Origin of the sequence: Salmonella sp. SSDFZ54 (genome assembly GCF_004010735.1) — a bacterium.
Taxonomy (GTDB): Bacteria; Pseudomonadota; Gammaproteobacteria; order Enterobacterales; family Enterobacteriaceae; genus Salmonella; species Salmonella enterica.
Window position 1 is genome coordinate 83,391 of sequence record NZ_CP034821.1, and the last position, 20,207, is coordinate 103,597.

General features: G+C 56.5%; 19 protein-coding genes. 2 read left to right on the plus strand and 17 right to left on the minus strand.

What is annotated here, in order from left to right; genetic code table 11:
- Positions 1-220 precede the first annotated feature (220 nt).
- Positions 221-373, plus strand: a complete 153-nt coding sequence (locus tag EOS97_RS26090; protein ID WP_050869050.1) for a Hok/Gef family protein — start codon at positions 221-223, stop codon at positions 371-373.
- Positions 374-441: 68 nt separating this feature from the next.
- Here EOS97_RS26090 and EOS97_RS26095 read toward each other — a convergent pair whose 3' ends face one another.
- Positions 442-687, minus strand: coding sequence for a hypothetical protein (locus EOS97_RS26095; RefSeq protein WP_064772872.1), 246 nt, complete (start codon positions 685-687; stop codon positions 442-444).
- A gap of 558 nt (positions 688-1,245) precedes the next feature.
- Between EOS97_RS26095 and dqlB the strand changes: the two genes are divergently transcribed.
- Entirely contained in the window at positions 1,246-1,341 is a 96-nt protein-coding gene (gene dqlB / locus EOS97_RS27430; protein WP_000609149.1) for a DinQ-like type I toxin DqlB, read from the plus strand.
- A gap of 105 nt (positions 1,342-1,446) precedes the next feature.
- Here the strand turns inward: dqlB and EOS97_RS26110 are convergent, their stop codons facing one another.
- The 16 genes from EOS97_RS26110 to EOS97_RS26185 all read right to left on the minus strand — a co-directional run bounded on the left by EOS97_RS26110 (position 1,447) and on the right by EOS97_RS26185 (position 20,199).
- A complete protein-coding gene (locus EOS97_RS26110; protein WP_124744016.1) occupies positions 1,447-2,397 on the minus strand; it encodes a hypothetical protein in 951 nt (316 codons plus the stop codon).
- Between the two features lie 68 nt (positions 2,398-2,465).
- The gene (locus tag EOS97_RS26115; RefSeq protein WP_024222936.1) at positions 2,466-4,610 is read right to left on the minus strand and encodes a DotA/TraY family protein; all 2,145 of its coding nucleotides are present in this window, start codon (positions 4,608-4,610) and stop codon (positions 2,466-2,468) included.
- Between the two features lie 34 nt (positions 4,611-4,644).
- Complete coding sequence (locus EOS97_RS26120; protein WP_021560350.1) at positions 4,645-4,869, minus strand: hypothetical protein; 225 nt, start codon at positions 4,867-4,869, stop codon at positions 4,645-4,647.
- A gap of 2 nt (positions 4,870-4,871) precedes the next feature.
- Entirely contained in the window at positions 4,872-5,435 is a 564-nt protein-coding gene (gene traX / locus EOS97_RS26125) for a conjugal transfer protein TraX (protein ID WP_021560349.1), read from the minus strand.
- Complete coding sequence (traW, locus tag EOS97_RS26130) at positions 5,432-6,643, minus strand: conjugal transfer protein TraW (protein ID WP_021560348.1); 1,212 nt, start codon at positions 6,641-6,643, stop codon at positions 5,432-5,434. The genes traX and traW overlap by 4 nt, the downstream gene beginning before the upstream one ends.
- A 196-nt stretch (positions 6,644-6,839) precedes the next feature.
- Positions 6,840-9,902 (minus strand): hypothetical protein, encoded by a 3,063-nt coding sequence (locus EOS97_RS26135; RefSeq protein WP_021560347.1) that lies wholly within the window; start codon positions 9,900-9,902, stop codon positions 6,840-6,842.
- Positions 9,902-10,609, minus strand: a complete 708-nt coding sequence (locus EOS97_RS26140; protein ID WP_021560346.1) for a hypothetical protein — start codon at positions 10,607-10,609, stop codon at positions 9,902-9,904. The genes EOS97_RS26135 and EOS97_RS26140 overlap by 1 nt, the downstream gene beginning before the upstream one ends.
- Before the next feature lie 12 nt (positions 10,610-10,621).
- Entirely contained in the window at positions 10,622-11,158 is a 537-nt protein-coding gene (locus EOS97_RS26145) for a phospholipase D family protein (protein WP_000906794.1), read from the minus strand.
- 50 nt (positions 11,159-11,208) lie between these two features.
- Entirely contained in the window at positions 11,209-11,631 is a 423-nt protein-coding gene (locus tag EOS97_RS26150) for a DUF6750 family protein (RefSeq protein ID WP_019842545.1), read from the minus strand.
- Between the two features lie 38 nt (positions 11,632-11,669).
- Positions 11,670-12,203, minus strand: coding sequence for a conjugal transfer protein TraQ (gene traQ, locus EOS97_RS26155; protein WP_019842546.1), 534 nt, complete (start codon positions 12,201-12,203; stop codon positions 11,670-11,672).
- On the minus strand, positions 12,203-13,087 hold the full coding sequence (gene traP / locus EOS97_RS26160) for a conjugal transfer protein TraP (RefSeq protein WP_050869044.1): 885 nt from the start codon (positions 13,085-13,087) through the stop codon (positions 12,203-12,205). Before traP ends, traQ begins: the two co-directional genes overlap by 1 nt.
- The gene (gene traO, locus EOS97_RS26165) at positions 13,080-14,375 is read right to left on the minus strand and encodes a conjugal transfer protein TraO (protein WP_050869045.1); all 1,296 of its coding nucleotides are present in this window, start codon (positions 14,373-14,375) and stop codon (positions 13,080-13,082) included. Before traO ends, traP begins: the two co-directional genes overlap by 8 nt.
- A 3-nt stretch (positions 14,376-14,378) precedes the next feature.
- Positions 14,379-15,320, minus strand: coding sequence for a DotH/IcmK family type IV secretion protein (locus tag EOS97_RS26170; protein ID WP_050869046.1), 942 nt, complete (start codon positions 15,318-15,320; stop codon positions 14,379-14,381).
- Between the two features lie 16 nt (positions 15,321-15,336).
- Entirely contained in the window at positions 15,337-16,035 is a 699-nt protein-coding gene (locus EOS97_RS26175) for a DotI/IcmL family type IV secretion protein (protein WP_019842550.1), read from the minus strand.
- Positions 16,036-16,042: 7 nt separating this feature from the next.
- Positions 16,043-16,432 carry a hypothetical protein gene (locus EOS97_RS26180; RefSeq protein ID WP_021560342.1) on the minus strand — a complete coding sequence of 130 codons (390 nt, stop codon included), beginning with the start codon at positions 16,430-16,432 and terminating at the stop codon, positions 16,043-16,045.
- 56 nt (positions 16,433-16,488) lie between these two features.
- Positions 16,489-20,199 carry an LPD7 domain-containing protein gene (locus EOS97_RS26185; RefSeq protein ID WP_164848161.1) on the minus strand — a complete coding sequence of 1,237 codons (3,711 nt, stop codon included), beginning with the start codon at positions 20,197-20,199 and terminating at the stop codon, positions 16,489-16,491.
- Positions 20,200-20,207 lie beyond the last annotated feature (8 nt).

Sequence of the window (20,207 nt, forward strand, 5' to 3'; positions counted from 1 at the left end):
GTGTGAAATAACGTCAGGAAAACAAAAGGATTGTTGCGGAGTTCGAAAAAAGTCAGAATAGCTGCGGGCGCTTGAGGCTGTATGCCGAAAGCGTTTTGTGGACGGTATACAGCAGAAAGCCCCAGGCGATTTTTTTATCAATCAACCAGGGGCTCTACTGTAATGCCTAGACAACATTATAGTAGCCCGATAACCGCCGGAAGGCAATGGAGGGGCTATGATGCCACAGCGAACGTTTTTAATGATGTTAATCGTCGTCTGTGTGACGATTCTGTGTTTTGTCTGGATAGTGAGGGATTCGCTTTGCGGATTCCGGCTCCAGCAGGGAAACACAGTGCTTGTGGCAACGTTAGCCTACGAAGTTAAACGTTAACGGGCAACACGGCGGCAGGTTTTCTGCCGCCGCTTTGTTGCGAAGGCTGGCCTCATTGCGCCCTGTTTTTATTTTTTACCGTCCGGTGGTGGGGTGCAGCCATCCGGAGGTGGAACCGGCCTGCTGTCTTTCTTCCCGTCTTTGAATTTGCTGTCCGGTGGCGGTAACGGTTTTCCGTCCTTACCTTTTGGTGGCTCAGATGGTTTTCTGCAGTCAACCTTTTTGGGGAGAGCTGGAGGCTCCGCAGCCTGTGTCACACTGACCGAAAGTAACATGCCGGCGGCAGTGAGTGCCGCAATCATCATTCTGTTCATCGTCTGTCCTGGTTGAGGTTAAAGTCCTGCAGGGCGGGGAACTTCTTCAGGGAATAGTCAGGCACGCCAGAATACCGCAAAAAGAATGAATGCGGCAGCAGTGACGATGGCGACTCTTTCCCAGAAAGAGTTGTTTTCAGGTGGTTTAGCGTGGAATTTCAGATTATTCATCATCGTGCAGGAGAAACAGATATGCAGGAGTTACGAGCGTAAAAAAACCGACTGGTGAGGTCGGCTTTTTTACTGTTCCGCTACAGAGTTGGTGGCTCTGGTCGGAAAAGAACTGTCTATAACTGACCTGTAAATAGTACGTCCGGAATTATATTTCTGCAAGTACTGGATAAGTGTATACTCGGCATGTCAGCTCTGAGGCATGTTCTGTCCGGCATATTGTTCAGCGGGAAGAACAGGTTGCAAGTCCTGGCCAAAACATCAGGTGGTGCTGGTTTTGGTGCTCTGGTCGGAGAAGAACTGTCTATAACTGACACTATAGAAACCGTTGTGACAGGCAGTGTAAGAGCGAACAGCGGGGTTCTTTCTCCAGTGATGGAGAAGCGGATGATTAATCTGTTAATCATCGTTCTCAGGGCAGTAGTTGCCGTTGCAAACGCGCTGATTGCTGTTCTGGAACTGATTCGTCAGTTCATCGATTGATGACTGCGGAAACGTAACTAAGGGCAGGAGGTGACCGCTTCCTGCCCTTTAATAATTGCAGAGGGCACCATACGGTGCCCTGAGAGAGACGGCAGATGGAGAGTCTTAATTGAATGACGTGGGGATTGGTCCCAGAATTTTCTCCATTTCTGCGCGCTCTTTTTCCATCGATTTGTCCAGTGCTGCCTGCTCTTCCGGTGATAATTCAGGGATTCGTGGCAGTTCAACATATTCCGGTTCATCTGTTGCCGGTGCTGAATGGTTTGCATTCTGCTGCTGGCGTTCACGCGCGCGCTCCTCGTCTTCCTTGCGCTGCATTTCCGCCTGCCATGCTTTAAGTTTTTGCGCGTTGGCGTGGGCCTGTGCGATTTTTTCGGCATGAGTCATATTACTGCCGGTTGTGACAGAAATATCCGGAACGATGAGGCCTGATATATCCTCCAGTTTCTCGCGCAACGAGAATATGCGTGACTGGAATCTGTTGTCACCGCTGTGATTATTCATGAATTGAGTGATGAGTTCATAAAATCTTTCGTTTTTACCGAAATCACTCCATTTGATGAATGGATATCGCGGCAGATTCGTATGTAATGTGATTAACTTATTACTTTCAATTCCGTAAGCACTGATATTAGACGGGCTGAGGCCTATAACGTCCAGTACACCGTTGGGAAATACTTTCACATATAACAGATTACCGTTAATGTTATCTATACCCACCCAGGTGGAATGGTAGCGGAGAAATACCTCATCTCTCCATCCCCGTGCAAGAGTGAATCCTGTTTCTTCCTTCACGTATTCAACAACTCTTTTCAGGACTGCTGTTCGTCTGTGCATAGTCCAGAAGTGGATGATGATAGGAACGAATGCAATGATTATACAAATCCATGCAAGATTATATTCATTGCGATAATATTCACCATATGCTCTATGGTCTGAGTGTATTATAAGCCAGCAAAAGAAAAGGGTAATTGGGAAACCAACAAAAAGATATGGGTACCACAAAATCAGAGCGATTTCCTGATACCATTTATATCTTTTTACTTCACTATACATAATTCTCTCCCCCGCCAACATTGTTATCTTTGTTATTTTAATATTGCAGGGGAGAGTAGTCAATGGAATTAACTTTTTATGCCATCATCATTTTTGTTTGTATCCTTCTTCTGAATAATATTTGTGGCAGGAGACCTTCTTAAATTACTTCCACCAGAAACAAAAATACCTTTCACTGAGTCCACCATGCCAGAATATGTATTTGCTGCTTCTCTGCCACCGAGGAAAGCTATAATATAATCTGGCATATATGCCTGAAGAGCAAATATATTGGTTACCATTGTGGTACACATCCTTGCGTATATCATTAGAAAACCCGCGATACTGACAATCCCAGTCAGCGAATCTGCCTGAATGTTTGTGAGTGCAACAGCAAAGAGCTTGTTCAGGATTGTTCCTACAGCAACAACGGCGACAGATGCGAATATAAAACCCAGAACCATCAATGAAGGGCGGATCATCCCATCGATCAGGTAAATATATCCATAGGCAGCACGACTTCCCCTGTCATGTTCTACGCCGAGATGTGTTGCTGCCCAGAGTGGGCCGGCAGCGCAACCGATTAGTACGCTCACTATCCAGTTACCTATGGCAATCATCCAGAAGATGAATGGTATTGCAGGTAAAAAGATAGAAAGCTGAAAGCCAATAACAAAAACCCATAACAGGAAAAAGTTAATGGCTGGCGCGGTAGCGGAGAATATTTTATTAATAAAGGTGGCTACTCCTGTGAATTTATTAACGAACCAACCAATGGCAGAATTCTCTGCCCCTTTAGTTATGGCTTGTGCGGCAATATATGCACCGTAAGTTGTTTCAACTGAAGCTAGAGTGTAGTCCCCAATATTTTTCATGATTATTAATGGGCTGGTTGTGTTCTTATTTAATTGTTCAACTATGTCATTGACTCTATCTACACCAAATGAGGGCTTTAAGACTCTATAAAGAAGAGATTTTGCATCGTTACTTTCTTGATCTCCCATTTCATCTTTTGACAATACTGTCCCTGAGCCGAGAGCTGTTGGTGTATAGGTAGTGTTTTGCAAGTTTGTCCGGTATGCAGCCAGTACTGCCTGATATAAATCGGTTGGGCCGGACTCTCCGATTGATGAAAGCGATGTCACTGAAGGTGCCTGGTTGGCAATGCTTGCCAGTCTCTGGTTGGCGGTCGCAAAGGTCTGATACCACGCGCCCAGAGTGATCCAGCCCTGGGTGTCCAGGTACTCTGTCAATGCTTCCTGTATCGTGTTTTCACCGTTCACGTTGTTGATGGCCTGCTGCACCGTGCTTTCATAGCTGGATGCAGCCGACTGAATGATACTTTCCACGTCTTCGAAGGTGCCGGTGTTGTTATCCCGGCGTTCAATGAAGGTCGTCAGGAAAGTTTTTGCTGCCGAGTCCATCGTGTTAATCATCGTGCTGAGCGCGTTTTTCTGGGCAGTATAAATACCGCTGACATCCTGGTCGCTCAGACCATTGAAGAAGCTGTCTGAGACAGCTGTTCTGGCAGATGAATAAGGCAGTTCAACAGAGCCACATGTGCCACTGCCGTTACTGACCGTGAGCGTGTAGCTTTTGTCGGTACTGCTGGTTGTGGTGGTCATGTAGGCCGTCTCCGACTGCATCAGGCTGTTCAGATCTGACAGCGACTGGTTGATGGCATATTTGCACAACTCCATCTCAAAGATGCCTCGCGCTGCCGTCCTTGTGCTGGCACTGGTTGGCTGGGTCGTCAGACTGTACCCGCCGGCGATATCGTTACCGGCAGTCGTGACTATCAGGTTTGCTCCCCCCACGCCCATCACTGAGACGCCCCAGAGGAAAATGAGCTGCGAGAGTGACCAGCCGCTGGCCGTGGGCACAATGCCCAGAAACGCCAGCAGGGTGCTGATAATTGCGGATGCGCCCTGAAAACGTCCGGCCTGAGCCGCGCTGATAACCTTGCGGATACCAATGAAGCCGAACCAGAACAGAGCCAGCCCGCACAGAATCCCGTTGAATATGGCAAATGTATTGCCGATGACACTGGCGTTCGTGAAACTGAACGGGTTGACGACCACATCTCCGAATATGGTGACCAGCGCCTGACGGGACAGGTCAGTGCTTTTCTCCGCTGCGGAAGCAATGGTTTCGTATGTGACGTCGTCTGCCTGTGCCGGCAGACAGAATGGCAGCAGGCCCGCTGTGACCAGCAGGCTGATTTTTTTATTCATAAAGCACTCCGGCGCTTTCGGATGAAAACCAGAATCAGTGTTTTTTGGTGGTGGCGTCTGGCGTGGTGGGAAAAGATGCTGACGGGGTCATGAGCGATAAGCCGTGACTGAGCAGCATTTCTGCCGTCATTTGTTCGGCCTCTGTGGCAGCCATGACGGGAGATATCTGATCCACATGGATATGACAGCCCGGAACCTGTCCTTTACGGCGTGAACGTTCAGTGTCTTCACTGATGGTGATTTGAATGATGAGTGGCATTATCAGTGTTTCCCTTTGCCGATACCTGTGGCCTCGCTGAACCAGTTTGACTCAGCGAGGAAATGACGAAATGTGCCTTTTTCTGCCGGGCTGACACGGCGGTTGCGTATCTGCCACAGCCGGAATCCTGCAATGAGTGACTGCGATAATCCGCACATGGCGCAGCCCAGCATCAGAAATATGTTGGAGAAAAACAGCCCGGACGGGGTGTCAAGAGTCCGGGTAGTCCAGTAACCGGTTGAGAGCGCAGATATCCAGAAAATAAAGCGGAATACCAGTTGCTGGCGGCGGTATCCCTGCTCCAGCTGTGCCGGTGTTTTGCCTGACGCTGCCACGGCCTGTGCCCAGCCCTCAGTGGTCTGATTGTCCGGTGCTGTTGTTTCATCGCCGGCTGTGCCGGACAGGCCGGGAAGGTGTTTCCGGGCATCCTTCATTCGGGCGTTAGCCTGGTTGCGGGCGGTTTTCCCGATAACACGCAGGGCGTCGACCGGAAGAAGGACCCAGAGCACGGTCCGGCCCATGCGTGTGAGAATGTTGCTCTCTTTGTTTTCAGGGGAGTGTGTCATCGGCTGACTCCGTTATTGATTTTGTCTTCAAGCGCGCCCAGTCGTGCCGCGTAGGAATCGCGTGCGGTGACGGCCAGCAGTTGTCCTGTGAGAATGTTGTTTTTCCTGATCTGCTCTTTAATGTCGTGCAGCTCCCAGGCAATCAGCGAACTGATGCGGATTTGTTCTCGTGTCAGGTTGTCCCCGTCCATCTGCTGCAGGTCCGTCTGATAATCCGTGTTGGCATAGCGGCGTCCCACTTCAAAGGCTTCAAACTCCCGGTTGCTCATTCCGGACGTTCTGGCCGTATCTGACACCGTGGCTTCGTAATAGCTTTTTGCCGAATCAGAGCCGTTAATGGCCTCGTTCACGGCAGCGGTGGTGGCGGAATTGGGGGTACTGTCAGCAATCAGGGACTGCTGGGGTTCTGCAGCTGCATCCAGAATGGCATTGAATTCATTCTGCAGGCCGGTGTAGGCCATGCCAGTAGTCGTGACGGCATCCCCTTTTTTCAGCGTTCGCCCGGCAGAAGGTCTGGCCGTGTTTTTCAGGTAGGCCTGTGCGGCATCTATCTGGTCCTGAGAGAACGTCAGGTCGGGAGTCTTTCCTGTTTTCCCCGCTCCGTCATACAGTGACCGGACCTGGCTGTCGCCGCCCGGATAACTGCCAACGGAAGGGCAGAGAGTGGTTCCGCCGAAAGCGCTGTAATCGACCTCCGTACAGTACGACGCATGAACAGCTGCACCTGTATAGGCATCCGTGGCTTCGGAGGCCGGCGGCGTGGTGAAACGCTCCTTCACGGCGGCTTTTGAAATCCCTGAACCGGAAGACAGGCTGGATGTGGTGGCCCGCGCCTCGTTGCGGGCCTGAACGGCCACGCCGGAGGCGGATTCACTGCAGATACTTTCCGGCAGAGTGAAGCTCCTACGGGCTTCCTCAAGCCGCTGGACCTGATTACTGAAAATCTGCTGTTCGCGGTTTGCCTGCGCTGTCTGCGTGATGATGGCATTGGTTTTCGACGCGTTTTCCGCAATCGCCGTTGCGATTTCCTGCTCAGTGGTCAGGATGCTGGCCAGTGCCGTGTTTGCGGTACTGAGCTGGGGAACAACCTCGGTTGATATGGGAACGCTTGAATTCACATTCACGGTCACTGCGGAGACCGCCAGTGGTATGCAGTAGCATCCCAGGCCGAAGACGGCAGCAGGGAGCCGACAAAAAGTAAGGCGCATGAAAATACCTCACGGATGTGATGAAGAAAGAAAAAAGGGAAAGAATCGGGGGTACAGGCTGTGTGAGGGCTGAAAATGCCCCGGCGAACGTTCATGCCCCGCAGGGTATGAGCAGCGCGTCGGGGCACATCTCTGCATTGCACGCATAGCGTAACAGCCCGGTGATGTATGGTTCAACCGGCAGTGACAGACTCCTTTAAAGACGATAACCCTGCTTTCCGAGCAGTTCTGTCGCCAGTCCTGCCGTCACTGACGTTGCTTCCCTGTCACCGGCCTGTTTCCGGCGGTACTCAATCACCCGGGCTGCCGAGCCGTGCGGAAAGTTCTCTGCCAGAATACGGCGTGCGGTTTTCGTACCCACCTCTTCATTCAGCAGACGGCGCAGGGCGCTGTCTTCCGGTGATGAGTTCAGTGCCCAGAGTTCTCTGGGCCCCAGTGTGTTTTTCAGTATCCGGGCCATTGTTCCCAGGCGGGTTCTGAACACGCCGAGGAACGATGTTCCGCTGCCGTCCGGTGCGGCACCTCCGGTATGTCGTGAGAAGCGTGTCAGCGTCACGTCCGGTACGCCAAAGTGCTTCCGGAGAAGCTCCTTGTCGCCTTCCCGGATTTTCATCAGCCACAGTGAGTTGGCAGATTTTAATATTGCCTCCGGGAAGTCCCCCAGATACTGGGAGCACAGCACGGTCCGGATACCGAACTTACGCATTTCCCTGTCGTTGGTTTCCAGCGCCTGCAGAATGAAATCAATACCCCGCACATTGTGCAGCTCATCGTACAGCTTTGTTTTAATTTCCTGGTCCAGCTGGCGAATACGTTCCTGCATGGCCGGCCAGTATGCCGGTGCCAGCGTTTTTTTCACCTCTTCCTGGTACTGCGGCAGGATGAAGTCCCCGCTGGTGATTTGCCCGGCGAACAGATACATAATCCCGGTTTTCAGCCTTCCTGCCGGCGTGGCATCTCCGGCCACCAGGTTCAGGTCAACGGCAATCAGGCGCGTGTCCGGGTTCAGGGCGAAACGTGTCCGGCCTGCCAGCATTCTGTACTCGCTGCGGGCGCTGGTCAGCGAGCGCTGGATATAACTCAGCAGCAGCTCCTGTGAGCCGTCACGCTGCACGGTGCCGAAGGTGGTCCGGATGGCTTCAGTGGAGAGCAGACCGATCATGTCTGTCAGCTCCGGAACGGCCTGGTAGTGCGCCTGCTGCGCCTCTGTCTGATACCCTCTGTCGTGCAGCATATCCCGCACGTCGTACCAGGTGCAGAGACTCCACCACTCTGCGTCATGCATTTCCCGCAGGCCGCTCTCGGCCAGCGCCCGGTCCACCGCCGGGAGGGTGCCGTATTCATAGAGGCGGGGAGCGGTCTCTGCGGTCTGCGTGAAGGCGGCATCGATGATCCGGGACAAAATCTGTCGGGTGTCTGCCGGGTTGGGGGCATCGGCTTTCGAGGCGTCAATGCAGAGGGCATACAGCAGGTTGAGCATGAACTCCCGCTCCGGCGGGATGGGATAACGGGCACCGAACAGAATGTCAAAGGGGTTGCGGCAGTATTCGTCGCTGTTCTTCAGTACGATGCCCACCGCCTCATCTTTCCTGTCTTCCGGCAGGTTATCGCGAACCAGCTGGATCTGACCCAGCGCGGAGTACCCTTTGTCAATGACAGCAAGAAACGGCAGTTTCTGCATGGCAGAGGTCACCATTGCGTTACTGAGGGCGTTCACCAGTACCGATTTCCCGGTGCCCGGTTCACCACCGACAATCTCCGTGAACTTTGTCTGTCGGGAGCTGGCCAGCCCCAGCGGAACGGGTTTCCCGTCCTCTACATGCCCCATCACCTGCGCGTCATCTGACCAGGCCGATGCCGGACGGTTGAAGGGCGCCAGCCAGAGTGCCTCGTTCAGCGGCGGGTAGAGCAGGTTCGGGCCGGATGAGGTGGAGGCAGCCAGCAGGCTGTTCACCCAGCCACGGCGTGGGTCACCAAACGTAGTGGTGACCTCGCAGATGCCCCAGCCTTCCAGTGCTGAACGCAGCAGCATCAGGTTACGTCGGCAGTCCTCCTTTGTGGCCGCCCAGGTGGATGCCACGATGGTCATGACGCAGACCGGCGTGGTGCGGTCAGTTTCAGCAAGCGTCTCAATGGCATCGCTCAGGGGGCGGATGGAATTAATGAAGCGTCCCATACTGGCCAGAAAACGTTTTCCCTGGAGCTTTTTCATGCCGCCGGGCGCAATATCCATGCGTATCCGCCAGGGGACGCTCCGGGGAATACGGACAATCAGGTCGTTCATGCTCTGCAGTTGCTGCGGTGGCAGCACGATACTCGCCGTGCCATGCCAGAGTCCGCCAGCCCGGACCAGACTGCCCGATGTCTCCACATCATCGCTGAACAGCTGAAAGTTCAGTGGTGGGGCGAGCAGTGCGGATATATCATCCTGCTGTGGCCAGCCTGCGGGTCTGTTTTCACCGGCAAGGACCGGTCGCCAGTCCCGGGGAACCTGTCCGCGCAGTATCTGGCTGCGCAGTTCCCTGCAGACTTCTGCCGTTTCCATCAGTCTGACAAGCTGACCTTCCCTGTCGGCAGACAGGGCATGAATCAGTGTGTTGATAAGTGCGTCATGCCGGATTTTCAGCCCGGAGAACATCGGTTCCCAGAGCGGCTGTCCGTACCTGGCATGAGGCATTGCTGTTTCTGTCTGCGTTTTCTTTTTCAGGTAATCCGTGTACTCCGTACGGCTGGTTGCCTCATGTGAGCTCCAGACGGACAGCCAGCAGCGTTCGCGGATCAGCCAGGGAGACAGCGTGGCGATTTTCTCGTCAAGAATATCCTCCATCTGCATGCCGGTCCGGCGCAGGGAGGCATACTGGGGGGCCAGCATGTTCCGGATTTCCGCTTCTCCGCCTTCGGGGTCCCGCTCGAGAACCATACTGATTTTGTGTCCGAGGGTCCGGAAAAACGTCGCCAGCGCAGGTGTCAGGTGCTGTGCAAAATGCGCCAGGGAGGTGCACGGGCTTCCTGGTGGAATCTGATCCGGTGGAACATCCTCCCTCATCTCTTTCAGTGCGCCGGCGATTTCCAGTGTCGACATGTATTCTCCTCTGGCAGTGACGGCAATGTAAGGGGAGGTCAGTTCCGGGTGTCGGATACGGTCATCGTCGGTCAGTGCAATGACTGTTTCCAGATCGCAGTATTCCGGAAATTCTCTGGCAAGTCCGTAGCGGGACAGCCAGATGAGGCTGTCTTCAATGCGGGTGATGATTGACATTACGGTTTCTCTGTACGGTAGATATGAAGGGATGCCGGGCGCAGGATGAGCGCCAGTCCCCGCAGGCGTTTGCGCATGTTGCTGCGTTCACCGGGCGGTGCGCTGAGCAGGGTTGCAGCAAAATCCGCAGGGCGGGAGGAGCCGAACATACGGCGCACGGGGCGACTGAACAGCAACAGGTGATCCAGTGCGCGGCGTCCGGCCTGCTGGCGCGTATCACTGGTGCTCATCATGTCGCGGAGTGCCAGGCGGTTCAGGCCAACTATCCAGGGGGCGGCAAGGTCGGGCATCCAGACCATTTCACCCTGCGTGGCCGCTGGTCCGTTCAGCCACAGCCAGGCATGGCAGATATCACAGACGGCGTTTTTCCTGAATGCGTGACGCCGTGAATCCAGTTGTGTGGCTTCAGTTGATGTCAGGGGCCTGATATCCACCGTGTCTGTCAGATCTTCATCTGTGCCGAACGGCAGGTGCTGCTCCAGGTAGTGTCGGCAGGCTTCTGTTGCCCCCGCTGTATTCCTGCCGGGCTCGAGCATATGTTGCAGCGTGACGATATGCTGTTCATGGTGGCGGAGAACGCTGGCGTCCGGTAGTTGCCAGAGTGTACTGGCATTCATCCGGCAGGCCGGACAAATGCCGCCGTGATGCGGCTGTGGCCGCTGGTCGTACGTTGTGTCGGGTACAACGTCCGGATAAGGCAGGTTCATGAATTCCTCCACTTACAGCCCGCTGTTCAGCGGTTCGGATTCATTCCACAGGCGTTCGAATTCCCGGGCATACGGTTGTGCTGCATCCGGCATATCGCGAAGGACAATGACGTTTTCTGCGTTTCGTTTGTCGGCAGAGGCGGTGTAGTTGAAGCTGCCGGTTTCCACGGTCCGCCCGTCGATAATCATGAACTTGTTATGCATGATGTCGTAATGCCCGTTCACACGAACGGGAATACCGTGACGGGCCAGCCAGGTGGCGGCGGTATAGCGTGAACCATTGGCTTTTTTGTCTGCCACCACGCGTACACTGACGCCCCGTTCAGCAGCCTCAGCCAGTGCCTGTGCCGTGCTCTTTGAGGTGAGGTAATAGGCAGCAAGGTCAATGCTTTCCCGGGCCTGACCGATGACATCGAGCACTGCCGCCTGAGCACTGCCGCCGGGGGAGAATCCCACGGTTACCTGCTCTGCAGCCGGACAGACGGATGGCAGAATGACAAGACTGAAGAGAACGGCAAGGGCCGGCAGTTTTTTTCTGTTAATCAGCATAAAAACACTCCCTGAATGCCGTTTCCCGCAGGAAACGGCACGGTGAGAAATTAACCGACGGTGGTGGTTTCCAGACCGGACTGGCTCTGGGTACTGTTGATTAGCGCCCCCACGGAGAACAGCCCGGCCCCGACGAGCAGGGCAATAAAGCAGCCTTTCGCCGTGACGTTGGGGGTTTTACCCACACGGGAGAAACCCACCAGGCCCCCGATGAACAGCGCAGCCCCCCCGAATTTTGCGTAGGTCAGCAGGGAGGTGAGGCCGGAGTCGGCACCGTTTGCCCAACTGTTCAGAATTGCGGCCCAGTCTGAGGAGGCATGAGCCTGAATGGGCAGCAGGGGAACCAGCAGCGCGGTCAGTACTTTCACCAGACGATGCTGCTGGCGGGTCAGGTGCCAGCTGATACGGGCACAGATCATCAGCCAGCGTTCAGCCGGGTGGCACAGGGACAGCGTGCGGAGATAGTTACGCATATGTTTTTCCTCATAAAACAGAAAGGTGGACTGAAGGGTTAAAAATGGATGTTCAGCGAAGTGAGCGTGGCATCCAGCACGTTGTCGATGAACGCGAGCAGCGTGCCGAAAATGATTTTTCCGAAGCCGAGACTGGTGTTTTCACTGGCACTCAGTGCCGTATGACCTTCCAGTCCGGAACGTCTCAGGGTGTTGAGGCCGCCCATGAAACAGCCAATACCGAACAGGCGTGCCACTGTCAGCAGGGCGTTGACGGCTTCAGCCCCCTGACCAAACGTGGATGTGGGGGCCCAGGAAATGCTGTCAAAGGAGGTCATTTCAAAGCCAAACTGCGCACCGGAAGCATTCACGAGCGGCTTCAGACATGTCAGACCGGCACAGAAGAAGAGGCTGAGCAGTGTCTTCCCTGTATACACCTGACCGCCCCGGTTTCCCCTGCTGTGGGCGCTGGCCAGTACCAGCGCAAAGCCTGCCACACCAACGAATGTGCTCCAGGAAACCAGAAAGGAGAGACCGGAGCTGTAGATGTTGTTGCCAAAACTGATGATGGCTGACAGTGCATCTGTGGACATTAGTGGATCACTCCGCCGGTGGTGGTCACAGTGCGTTCAGCCGGGTCAATACCGGTGATGGTCACACTGCCCAGCTGGTCTCCCTGACGGACAGACCAGGTACTGTCTTTCCAGCGTATCCAGGCCATGCCGCTGTCCATCGACACAATACGCATGCCACTGATGGCGGAGTGGACGGTGGCGCGCCGGGAAGCCGGTGCGGTGTCTGTCGCCTGTGCAGGCTGCGCCGCAGTTCGCGGGGCCGTGGTTGTCTGCCGGACTGCCGCCTCCAGCGCCTGTACCCGGGTCATCAGGTTACGCAGGGCGTCTTCATCCTTGCGCAGGGCATCTGACAGGCTGGCGACGCCCCCGGACAGTTTTGTTATCTGCGACTGCAGGGCGTCTGTTCGCTGATCCATTTCCTCCTTCAGAGCGCGGGTCAGTGCCTGAAGGTCAGTGCCCCCGGTCGGGGGGACGGCTTCTCCGGGCTGGTTGTTGTCCATCGTCATCGCGCGGGACTGCGTGTGTGCCGTCCGGAGAGCTGTGTCGGCCGCCGTCGTTTCCGCCGGGGTAAGTGTCAGGTCGTTGCCTGCCGGCGGTGAGGAGGGCAGTGACGTGACGACAAGGGCGACAATGGCCAGCAGAATACCGCCGATAATGGGAAGACTGAGGCCGAGAAAGAGCGGGCGCTGCCAGTGCCAGAAGGGTAGTGGGGTATCTTCCTCATCTTCCGGGGCACTTTCCGGATCGTCATCGGTATCCGTGATTTCCTCGTCCGCTTCAGGAAGGTCGGGGTCTGTGTCCGGTGGCGGTGCCGTGAGCACCTGCAGGTCTGTGTCTGTGGCGGGATCAGGGAGTATGTCCGGGATGTCAAAGTCACCGGTGTTGTTGTGCTGCTTACTCATCGGATTCGTCCTCTGTTTTCTGTCGGGCGCGAAGTTGCGCCAGTGTTGGCTGTCGGCTCTCCGACGTGACCTGTGCGTTTTGTGTTGTCCGGCTGGCTCCGGGTTTGATGGCATCCGTGCTGTAGACGCCGTCCACAAACTGGATGGCGATGGTTTCGTTGCGGTTTACGGTGACCTGGGTGGCTGGCAGTTTTGCTGCATCCTGCTGCAGGACACTGCCACCTTTTTCTGCCATTCCGCCGCCAATCACGCCTGCCAGCACCTTGCCGGACGGCATTGCCGTACTGGCGAGGGTGCTGTACTGGTTGGTGAGGATTTGTGTGTTGGCGGATTTGAACAGCGAGCCGGCCTCGCCAAAGCCTCCCAGAAAGGCGGGCAGGAAAATGCGGGACACGTAGCGGTGGTTAACGTCGCTGGCGACGGAAGACTGCAGCGTCTTCTGATCCTGTGCCCAGGCATTAACCTTGTATTCCGTACCCTGCCAGAACATCCGGGTGAAGTTGATTTCAACACCATCGCCGACAAGGGTGACACGGGCCGCATGCAGTCTGGCCCCGGCCCAGGGACCTGCGGGGATATTCGCCACCACCTGAGACGTGGTGTTGTCCGAATCCACTGCCGTCTCGATATAAGCCGGCACACGGGTCAGCGCCGGAATTATCGTGACGGGCGGTGTGGTCACATCCGTGCTGCGCATGGTGGCAGGAATGATGCTGTTCCCACTGGACAGCGATGAGGTCCAGTTGTGCCAGATGCCCTGACTCTGTCCCCCGTTGCTGCGCCCGCTCCCGCCGCTCTCCCCGCCGGGTACGGTAGCCACCGTCAGTGTGGCCGGTGTCGTATTTCGCAGGCGTGCCAGCAGCTGCTTCAGGCGCTCCTGCCTGTCCTTGTCGTTCACGCGTTGCTGTGACGGCGGCGTCCGGTTATTTTCCCGTGTTGTGCGTTTTTCGTCGTTACCGGATTGGCCGGTTTTTCCCGTGTCTGTGTTTTCGACGGGGATATCCACGCCACGGGGAATACTGGCCAGGAAGGATGTATTGTTTTTTTCTGCCTCTGCTGCGCCCTGATCGTTATCCTGACGCAGGAGCTCCCGGTAATGCGCCGTTTCATCGGTGGTGGTGCCTGTCCGGACGCTGGCGGCACTCAGGGCGAGTCTGCTCTGTGTTCTTTCCTGTGGCTGGAACCAGCCCATCCCGACGTAGCTTATGCCGGCGATGAGTACCAGCGCAGCGACGACCAGTACAACGCCTTTTTTGCCGGACTGTCCGGCATCCTTTTCTGTGGACATCGTTTACTCCAGTTCCGGTGAGGCTGTGACGGTGCGACCGTCAACGGAAAACGTTAACAACGGGGTGACGGGCAGCTTCCACAGGCGGGTTCCGTCGGCAGATGACAGCGTCTGTTCGAACTCATCGCGCAGCATTGCACGGCACCGGACATACAGGTCATCGCCGATACGCCACACCCGCAGATTATCCGGCCCACCCCTGACCTTCAGGCGACGGGCACCATCGGGCGGTGTCCCGTCCAGAAAGGCCTGCAGCGTTTCATCATGAAGCGCCACCCGTGCCGGTGGTGTGGGGCCGGCAGCGGCCTGCGGTCCCTGCCGGGGGATGCGCAAATCAAGACGGGCATCGATTTCACGTGACGATATATTGCTGTCGGGATCGCCGCTGGTCAGACTGATGATGACCGGCACTTCCAGTCCTTTCAGAAGCACCGTGACGTTGCCTGATGCCCAGGCTGTACGTGGCAGGACGGAGAATACCGGTGAGTCCGGGATGTAGTTGATTTGAAAGAGATGTTCATTCGGATTCATCGGTGGTGCCGCCAGAGGCCAGGGGGCTCCCGTGCTGTCCTGGAACGTCACCGTGCTGGCGTTGTTGAGGGCAAGGCGCAGAACCGGCAGGCTGGCCCCCGGAGAAAGACTGACAGTCAGTGAGCTGATGCGGGGAACGACGCTGGTCACCGGGGCGGCCAGCGCCTGCTCCGTGGCCTGCAGCCGTTTTGCCAGTTCCCGGATTTCGTCCGGGGTCAGCGGTGAGTCAAGGGCAGCCGCCTCCTGAGCTGCCGGAGACAGTCCCGGCAGGGGGGCGGTGCCGCTGATGGGGGAGGCCGGCACACTTCCCCGCGTACCCTGCGCGGATGTCCCCGGCGTTCCTGTGGATTCGGCCAGTACCTGGCCTGACAGGACGGCAAGAAGCAGCCCCGTCAAAGGGAGTAATTTTGGCATTGTGTCCTCGGACTGGTTAATCGCGCGGTGCGTCGCGGGAGATGATCTGGCGGATTTCCATCCCGGCGTATTTCACACGGGGGTCCGTGCGCTGGATGGTGACTTCGAACAGTTGCTTCTGTTCGGGACGTTTGGTTTTCTGACCAACAAGCTGCAGGCTGACCCGGTACTGGATCACCCAGACCCAGGTACCGTCGCTCAGGCGGCCGGTTTTTGACACAACGCCGGCACCGATACTGTTGGTCAGGTTCATCCTGTCATCGCGTATGGAGGAGAGGATGTTGGAACTTTCCAGTCCCCTGACGTAGCCGGTATAGCCTTCGGCGGAGTAGTACGGACGGACCGCCGCCGTCTGCTCCCGGAAGTGCACGAAATCCAGAGAGAAGGATTCGCGCAGGGCGCGGGCACCGAAATCAATGGCGTCATTCTGGGACCATCCGGGTTCATCTGTCGGCACAATACGGGTGATAACGCCGTTCTCTGTTGAGAAGTAGTGCACCGGAGGGTGGGCGACCTTCCAGACCAGCCAGCCTGCCAGCGTGACGATTACGGCAAGGGCATACGCCAGCACAAGCGTGATGTGGATCATGCCGCGTCCGATGGTCAGCACGTCGGCTGCTTTTTTCATCAGGGCCACGGCATCGGCGTAAGGAGTTTTCTCCCGTGACGATTGTTTTGCTTTTCCGGCCGAAGCCGGTTTTTTTGTTTTCTGCATGACGGACTCAGAACAGTGAATTAACAGAACTGGTAACCTCGCTCCAGGGGTCCAGCGTCACGCTGGGGGGGATGTAACTGTTGGCTGAGGAAACCACGACACTGCAGACTTTCTTCTCCAGTGACTGCAGCAGGGCATCGATATTGGCACTGAGATTGACCGTCAGGGACAAATCCCGGATTTGAGACAGGCAGTCTTCCAGGGCACCGGAATAATCCGACTCATAGTCAGACCAGGACTGCGCCGCTGATTTGGCCAGCGAATAGCCCCGGGAGGCCCCTTCCTGTGCTGCTGTGTATGCCCGACATGTGGAAGCGGCGGAGGCCGGGGTGGCGAATAAAGGCAAAAGAAGCAGACAGGTGGCTGCAGCCACCCGTCTGACGGAGCTCTGTGTCATGGCGGGTTCCTTTAATCTGGAAAATGAAGGTTATGCAGACGAAGTGGTGCCGGGTCTCACCGTCCCGGCGCGGGGTTGTGCTGTGCTGCCATCTCCGCCTGCTGTGTTTTTTTTGCCTGTTGCTGCTGGTCCCACTGCTGCATGGTTTGCGGGAAACCGAGCAGCCGGAAGTTGTCGGCAGACAGCTTACGGGGGGCCGTCAGCGGCACATGCAGGGTGGTTTTATTACCGGCCAGTGTGAAGCTGAGCGTGTCCGGAGGTACGGGGGTGCCGTCCTGAGAGGACGTCCGGGCATTGCCGTATCCGGCATAGCGTGGGCCGTCTTTCGTGATGGCCGTAACGACCAGTTTCTGGTTGACCGGTGTGACAAGAACGGGGAAAAGCCCGTGCCCGCCCAGCCGCATCACGCCCTGATAGTAATTCCCGGCTGTCCGGAACAGGGCTGCCTGCAGGCCGTTGTCATTACTGCCCCCGGCGATCATTGTGAGACTGTTGCGCGGCAGCGGTGCTGGCAGGCAACGGGATGAGGCAGTCGGGGTGCCCGGACGCCCGTTGTCCAGCAGGGCGATATCCTGTGACGGCAGTGGCAGTTGTTTCAGCTCATCCTGCCACTGTGGCAGTACCCGGCAAATCTGCTCCATTGCTGCCCGGAATGTCCCGGCATCGAAGAGTTTCATCTGTTCGCCGGGTTGCGGCTCTTCAGAGATCCTTGCTGTTGCTTTTCCTGCAGACTGCATAGTCCATTCGCACTGTGCTTCGTTGCGTGAGGCCATTGTCACAGTGACCATCTGCCCGGCTTTGTAATCCCGGGTCAGTTTGCCGAAGGCATCCCCCCAGAAAGTGACGGTCTGTGAGCGTGTCTTCAGCTGTATCCAGTCAGTCATCTGGTTGCTTTCCGGATCGGTGCCCCGTCCGGATGCCTCCAGACGGCCAGTGACAGGTTTGCCCGGAACCATACGCGCATTATCGCTGGTTGTGGGTGCCGGAGCGTTCTGCGTTTCTGTTGCCGGCGGTACGGGTGTGACCGGTGGTGCGGATGCCTCTGCCGGCGGCTGTGGCGTTTCATCCTGTGTCGGCGATGCCGCAGCTTCAGCGGGCTGTTGGGGCGGTACAGCAGCAGGTTGTGATGGTACCGGTGCTTCCGGCTGCGTCATGGCCTGTCCGGTTGTTCTGTTCAGTTCCGGTGTGGGCATGTGCGTCATGATGGTGTCAGGATTCTCCCGCTCTGCCCGCATCTGCTCCAGCGCATTTCGCTGCACGGGATCTTTCATCGTGACCTTCAGGTCATAGTCGACGATGATTTCCATTGTCCGTTTTTTGAACTCATCGCTGCCGGTGAGCTCAATCACCCCGCCGTAATACTGCATGGCCACCCCGAGAGCGGCCAGGATGGACTGCTCCTGCGTGCTCTGCCCTTTAGCCATGAGCAGATGCCCTCCGACGTCTGTGAAGGCGTGCGTGCCATCCGGAAGGTGATACTGCAGTGTATGGTCAGACTGCTCTCTGGTCTGGAGACTGCGGACCAGTTTGTCGATATCCGTGCGGACGCGGGTATGATTTTTTCGTTCAGGGCCATAGGTGATGGCGTCGGGCTCGCTGTTGTCTGACGCTTCTGATGCCGGGGATGCAGTGCCTCCGGGGGCGGCTGAGGTGGCCTGCGGTTGTGCCGGTTCTGTACGGGGCTGTTGGGGCTGCTGAAGGGGCACGTCCGTTGTCTGTTCTGTCTCCGTTCCGGCTTCAGCCTCTGCATGCTGCATCGTGGCTGCCTGCTGCATGGCTGCGTACTCCTGCAGGGCACTGGCATCATAGTCCTCATATTCCGCGCTGTAGTCCTGGTATTCGACGTCATAGCCAGGGTATCCGTCATCACCTGCACCCGGTACATCCGGCTGTAGGGATGTCTCTGCTGCCAGCTGCTCATCGCCGGCAGTATCTTCAGGGAGGGCTGGCTCACTCGCTGACGGAGACGGTGTCTGTTCTGCCGGCGCTGCTGCAGTGGCATCCGTATGTTCTGCGGAGGTTTCTGCCGTGTCAGGTTTTTCCTGTTGTGTGAGCGTTGTCTCTGCCTGGTCATTGCTGACAGCCGCTTCAGTGGATGCTGTCTCTGTGGCAGAGGGCTCAGGTTCCGGGGCATCTGCCGACGATACGAACGTAGTGTGCTCTGCGGATGTCTCATCCGCGTCGTGCCCGGCGATATTTTCGGGCTGTTTCATCTCCTCCTCAAAGTGTTGCCAGTCCTGCGCTGTCGCCATCGTGACAGCCTCATGTCCTTCCCGGAGCTCAGCGGTTGTACCGGAGGTGTCAGGTACAACGTCAGACGTCTGTGTGTTGTCCGTGGGGGCCTCCGGAGAGTCCTGGTCAGCGATGCTTTCCGGTTGCTTCATCTCCTCCCCGGTTGTCACCGGCTCATGATGAACGTTACCGGAGAGTGACGGCTGCACTTCAGGCGGTGCAGGAGGCAGAGAAGGTGCCGGTTCATGTTCACTGCTGTGTGCTGTATCGGGTGATGTTTCAGGATATTCTGTCGGAGTCATATTTTTTTCCTCAGTGTGGACCGGTGTAAAAACGAGGTTGCCGATCACCAGTGCCTCCCGGATTTCCGGAGTGTTGCTGTTGGGGGTGGAAATGCCGATATGTTCTAACTGGGCGTTGATGACATGCTGAAAAGCGGCCCGTCCCCGGCTGGCGTCCAGGTCATTGAAATCGGTCAGCCCCTGCGCTTTTTCGGCATCGGTGAACGCAGGAAAGATGACCGTTCCTCCTGTCAGTTCTGCGGCTTTTGTTGCACTGACGATACCTTTGTTAACCCGGATTGCATGATCGTTGTCGGCACAGAAGATAAAGGGGCTTTGCGTCCACTTTTGCCGGGCATTTTCGGCAACGGCAATCATGTTGCCTCCATCCACCGTCATCAGCACCGGAAGGCCCGTGGCTTCGTGCAGGGAGGCCGCAGTGGCATAGCCCTCGGCAAACAGTACCGGCTGACCGTTGCGCGGTGTGCCCAGCGCAAACCAGTTACCGGTTTTCTCCGAATCTATCAGGATGCGGGCATCCTTCCCCCCGGTGACCGGAATACGCTGGTAAGAGCGTATCGCGCCGTTACGGTTACTGAAGGGAATAACCAGTTCATTTTTGTTGTTTACCCGCACCCCCGGTGCAGCCTGAATGCCTTTCCGGGTCAGGTATTCATGTGCTGTGGCCTGCGGCCATTTGTTGACATAGCGGCGGGCATACGCGGCCTGTCTGTTGTACTGCGCTTTCAGTTCCCGCTCCGCGTCCTCCCTGCGTTGCATTGAATGCGCTTTCAGGTGGAGTCTTGCGCGGGGATCTGTCTGTTCTCCGCCGGAGAAGGTCCAGGTGACCGGCGAATCATCCGCGCTGCGGTAATCCCTGTACCAGCCGGCAGGTCTGCCGTCCAGGAATCCGCGATATGCGCCACTTTTTTGTCCCTTTTTGTCATCGGCGGTCGGGACACGGTGGATTTTCCCGTCCATGACCGGCAGTTCTTTCAGAACCAGTCCGGCATTCTCCAGAACCTGGGCAAACTCGGTGACCGGATCACTGCCGTTCATGGAGACGTCCTGTGGCCGGGGCAGCCAGCGGTCCAGCCTGGACAGGTCCGCCCCCGGGCGGGCGAACCAGAGTTTGTGCTCCTTGTCCCAGATGACGGGCGTGTGCCCGTTCATCGGGGGATGTGCTTTTTTGAGATCTTCTATTTCATCTGCAGGCACGGCAAGCCAGGTGCGGTAGCGGGATACAGACGGCATGAGTGCTT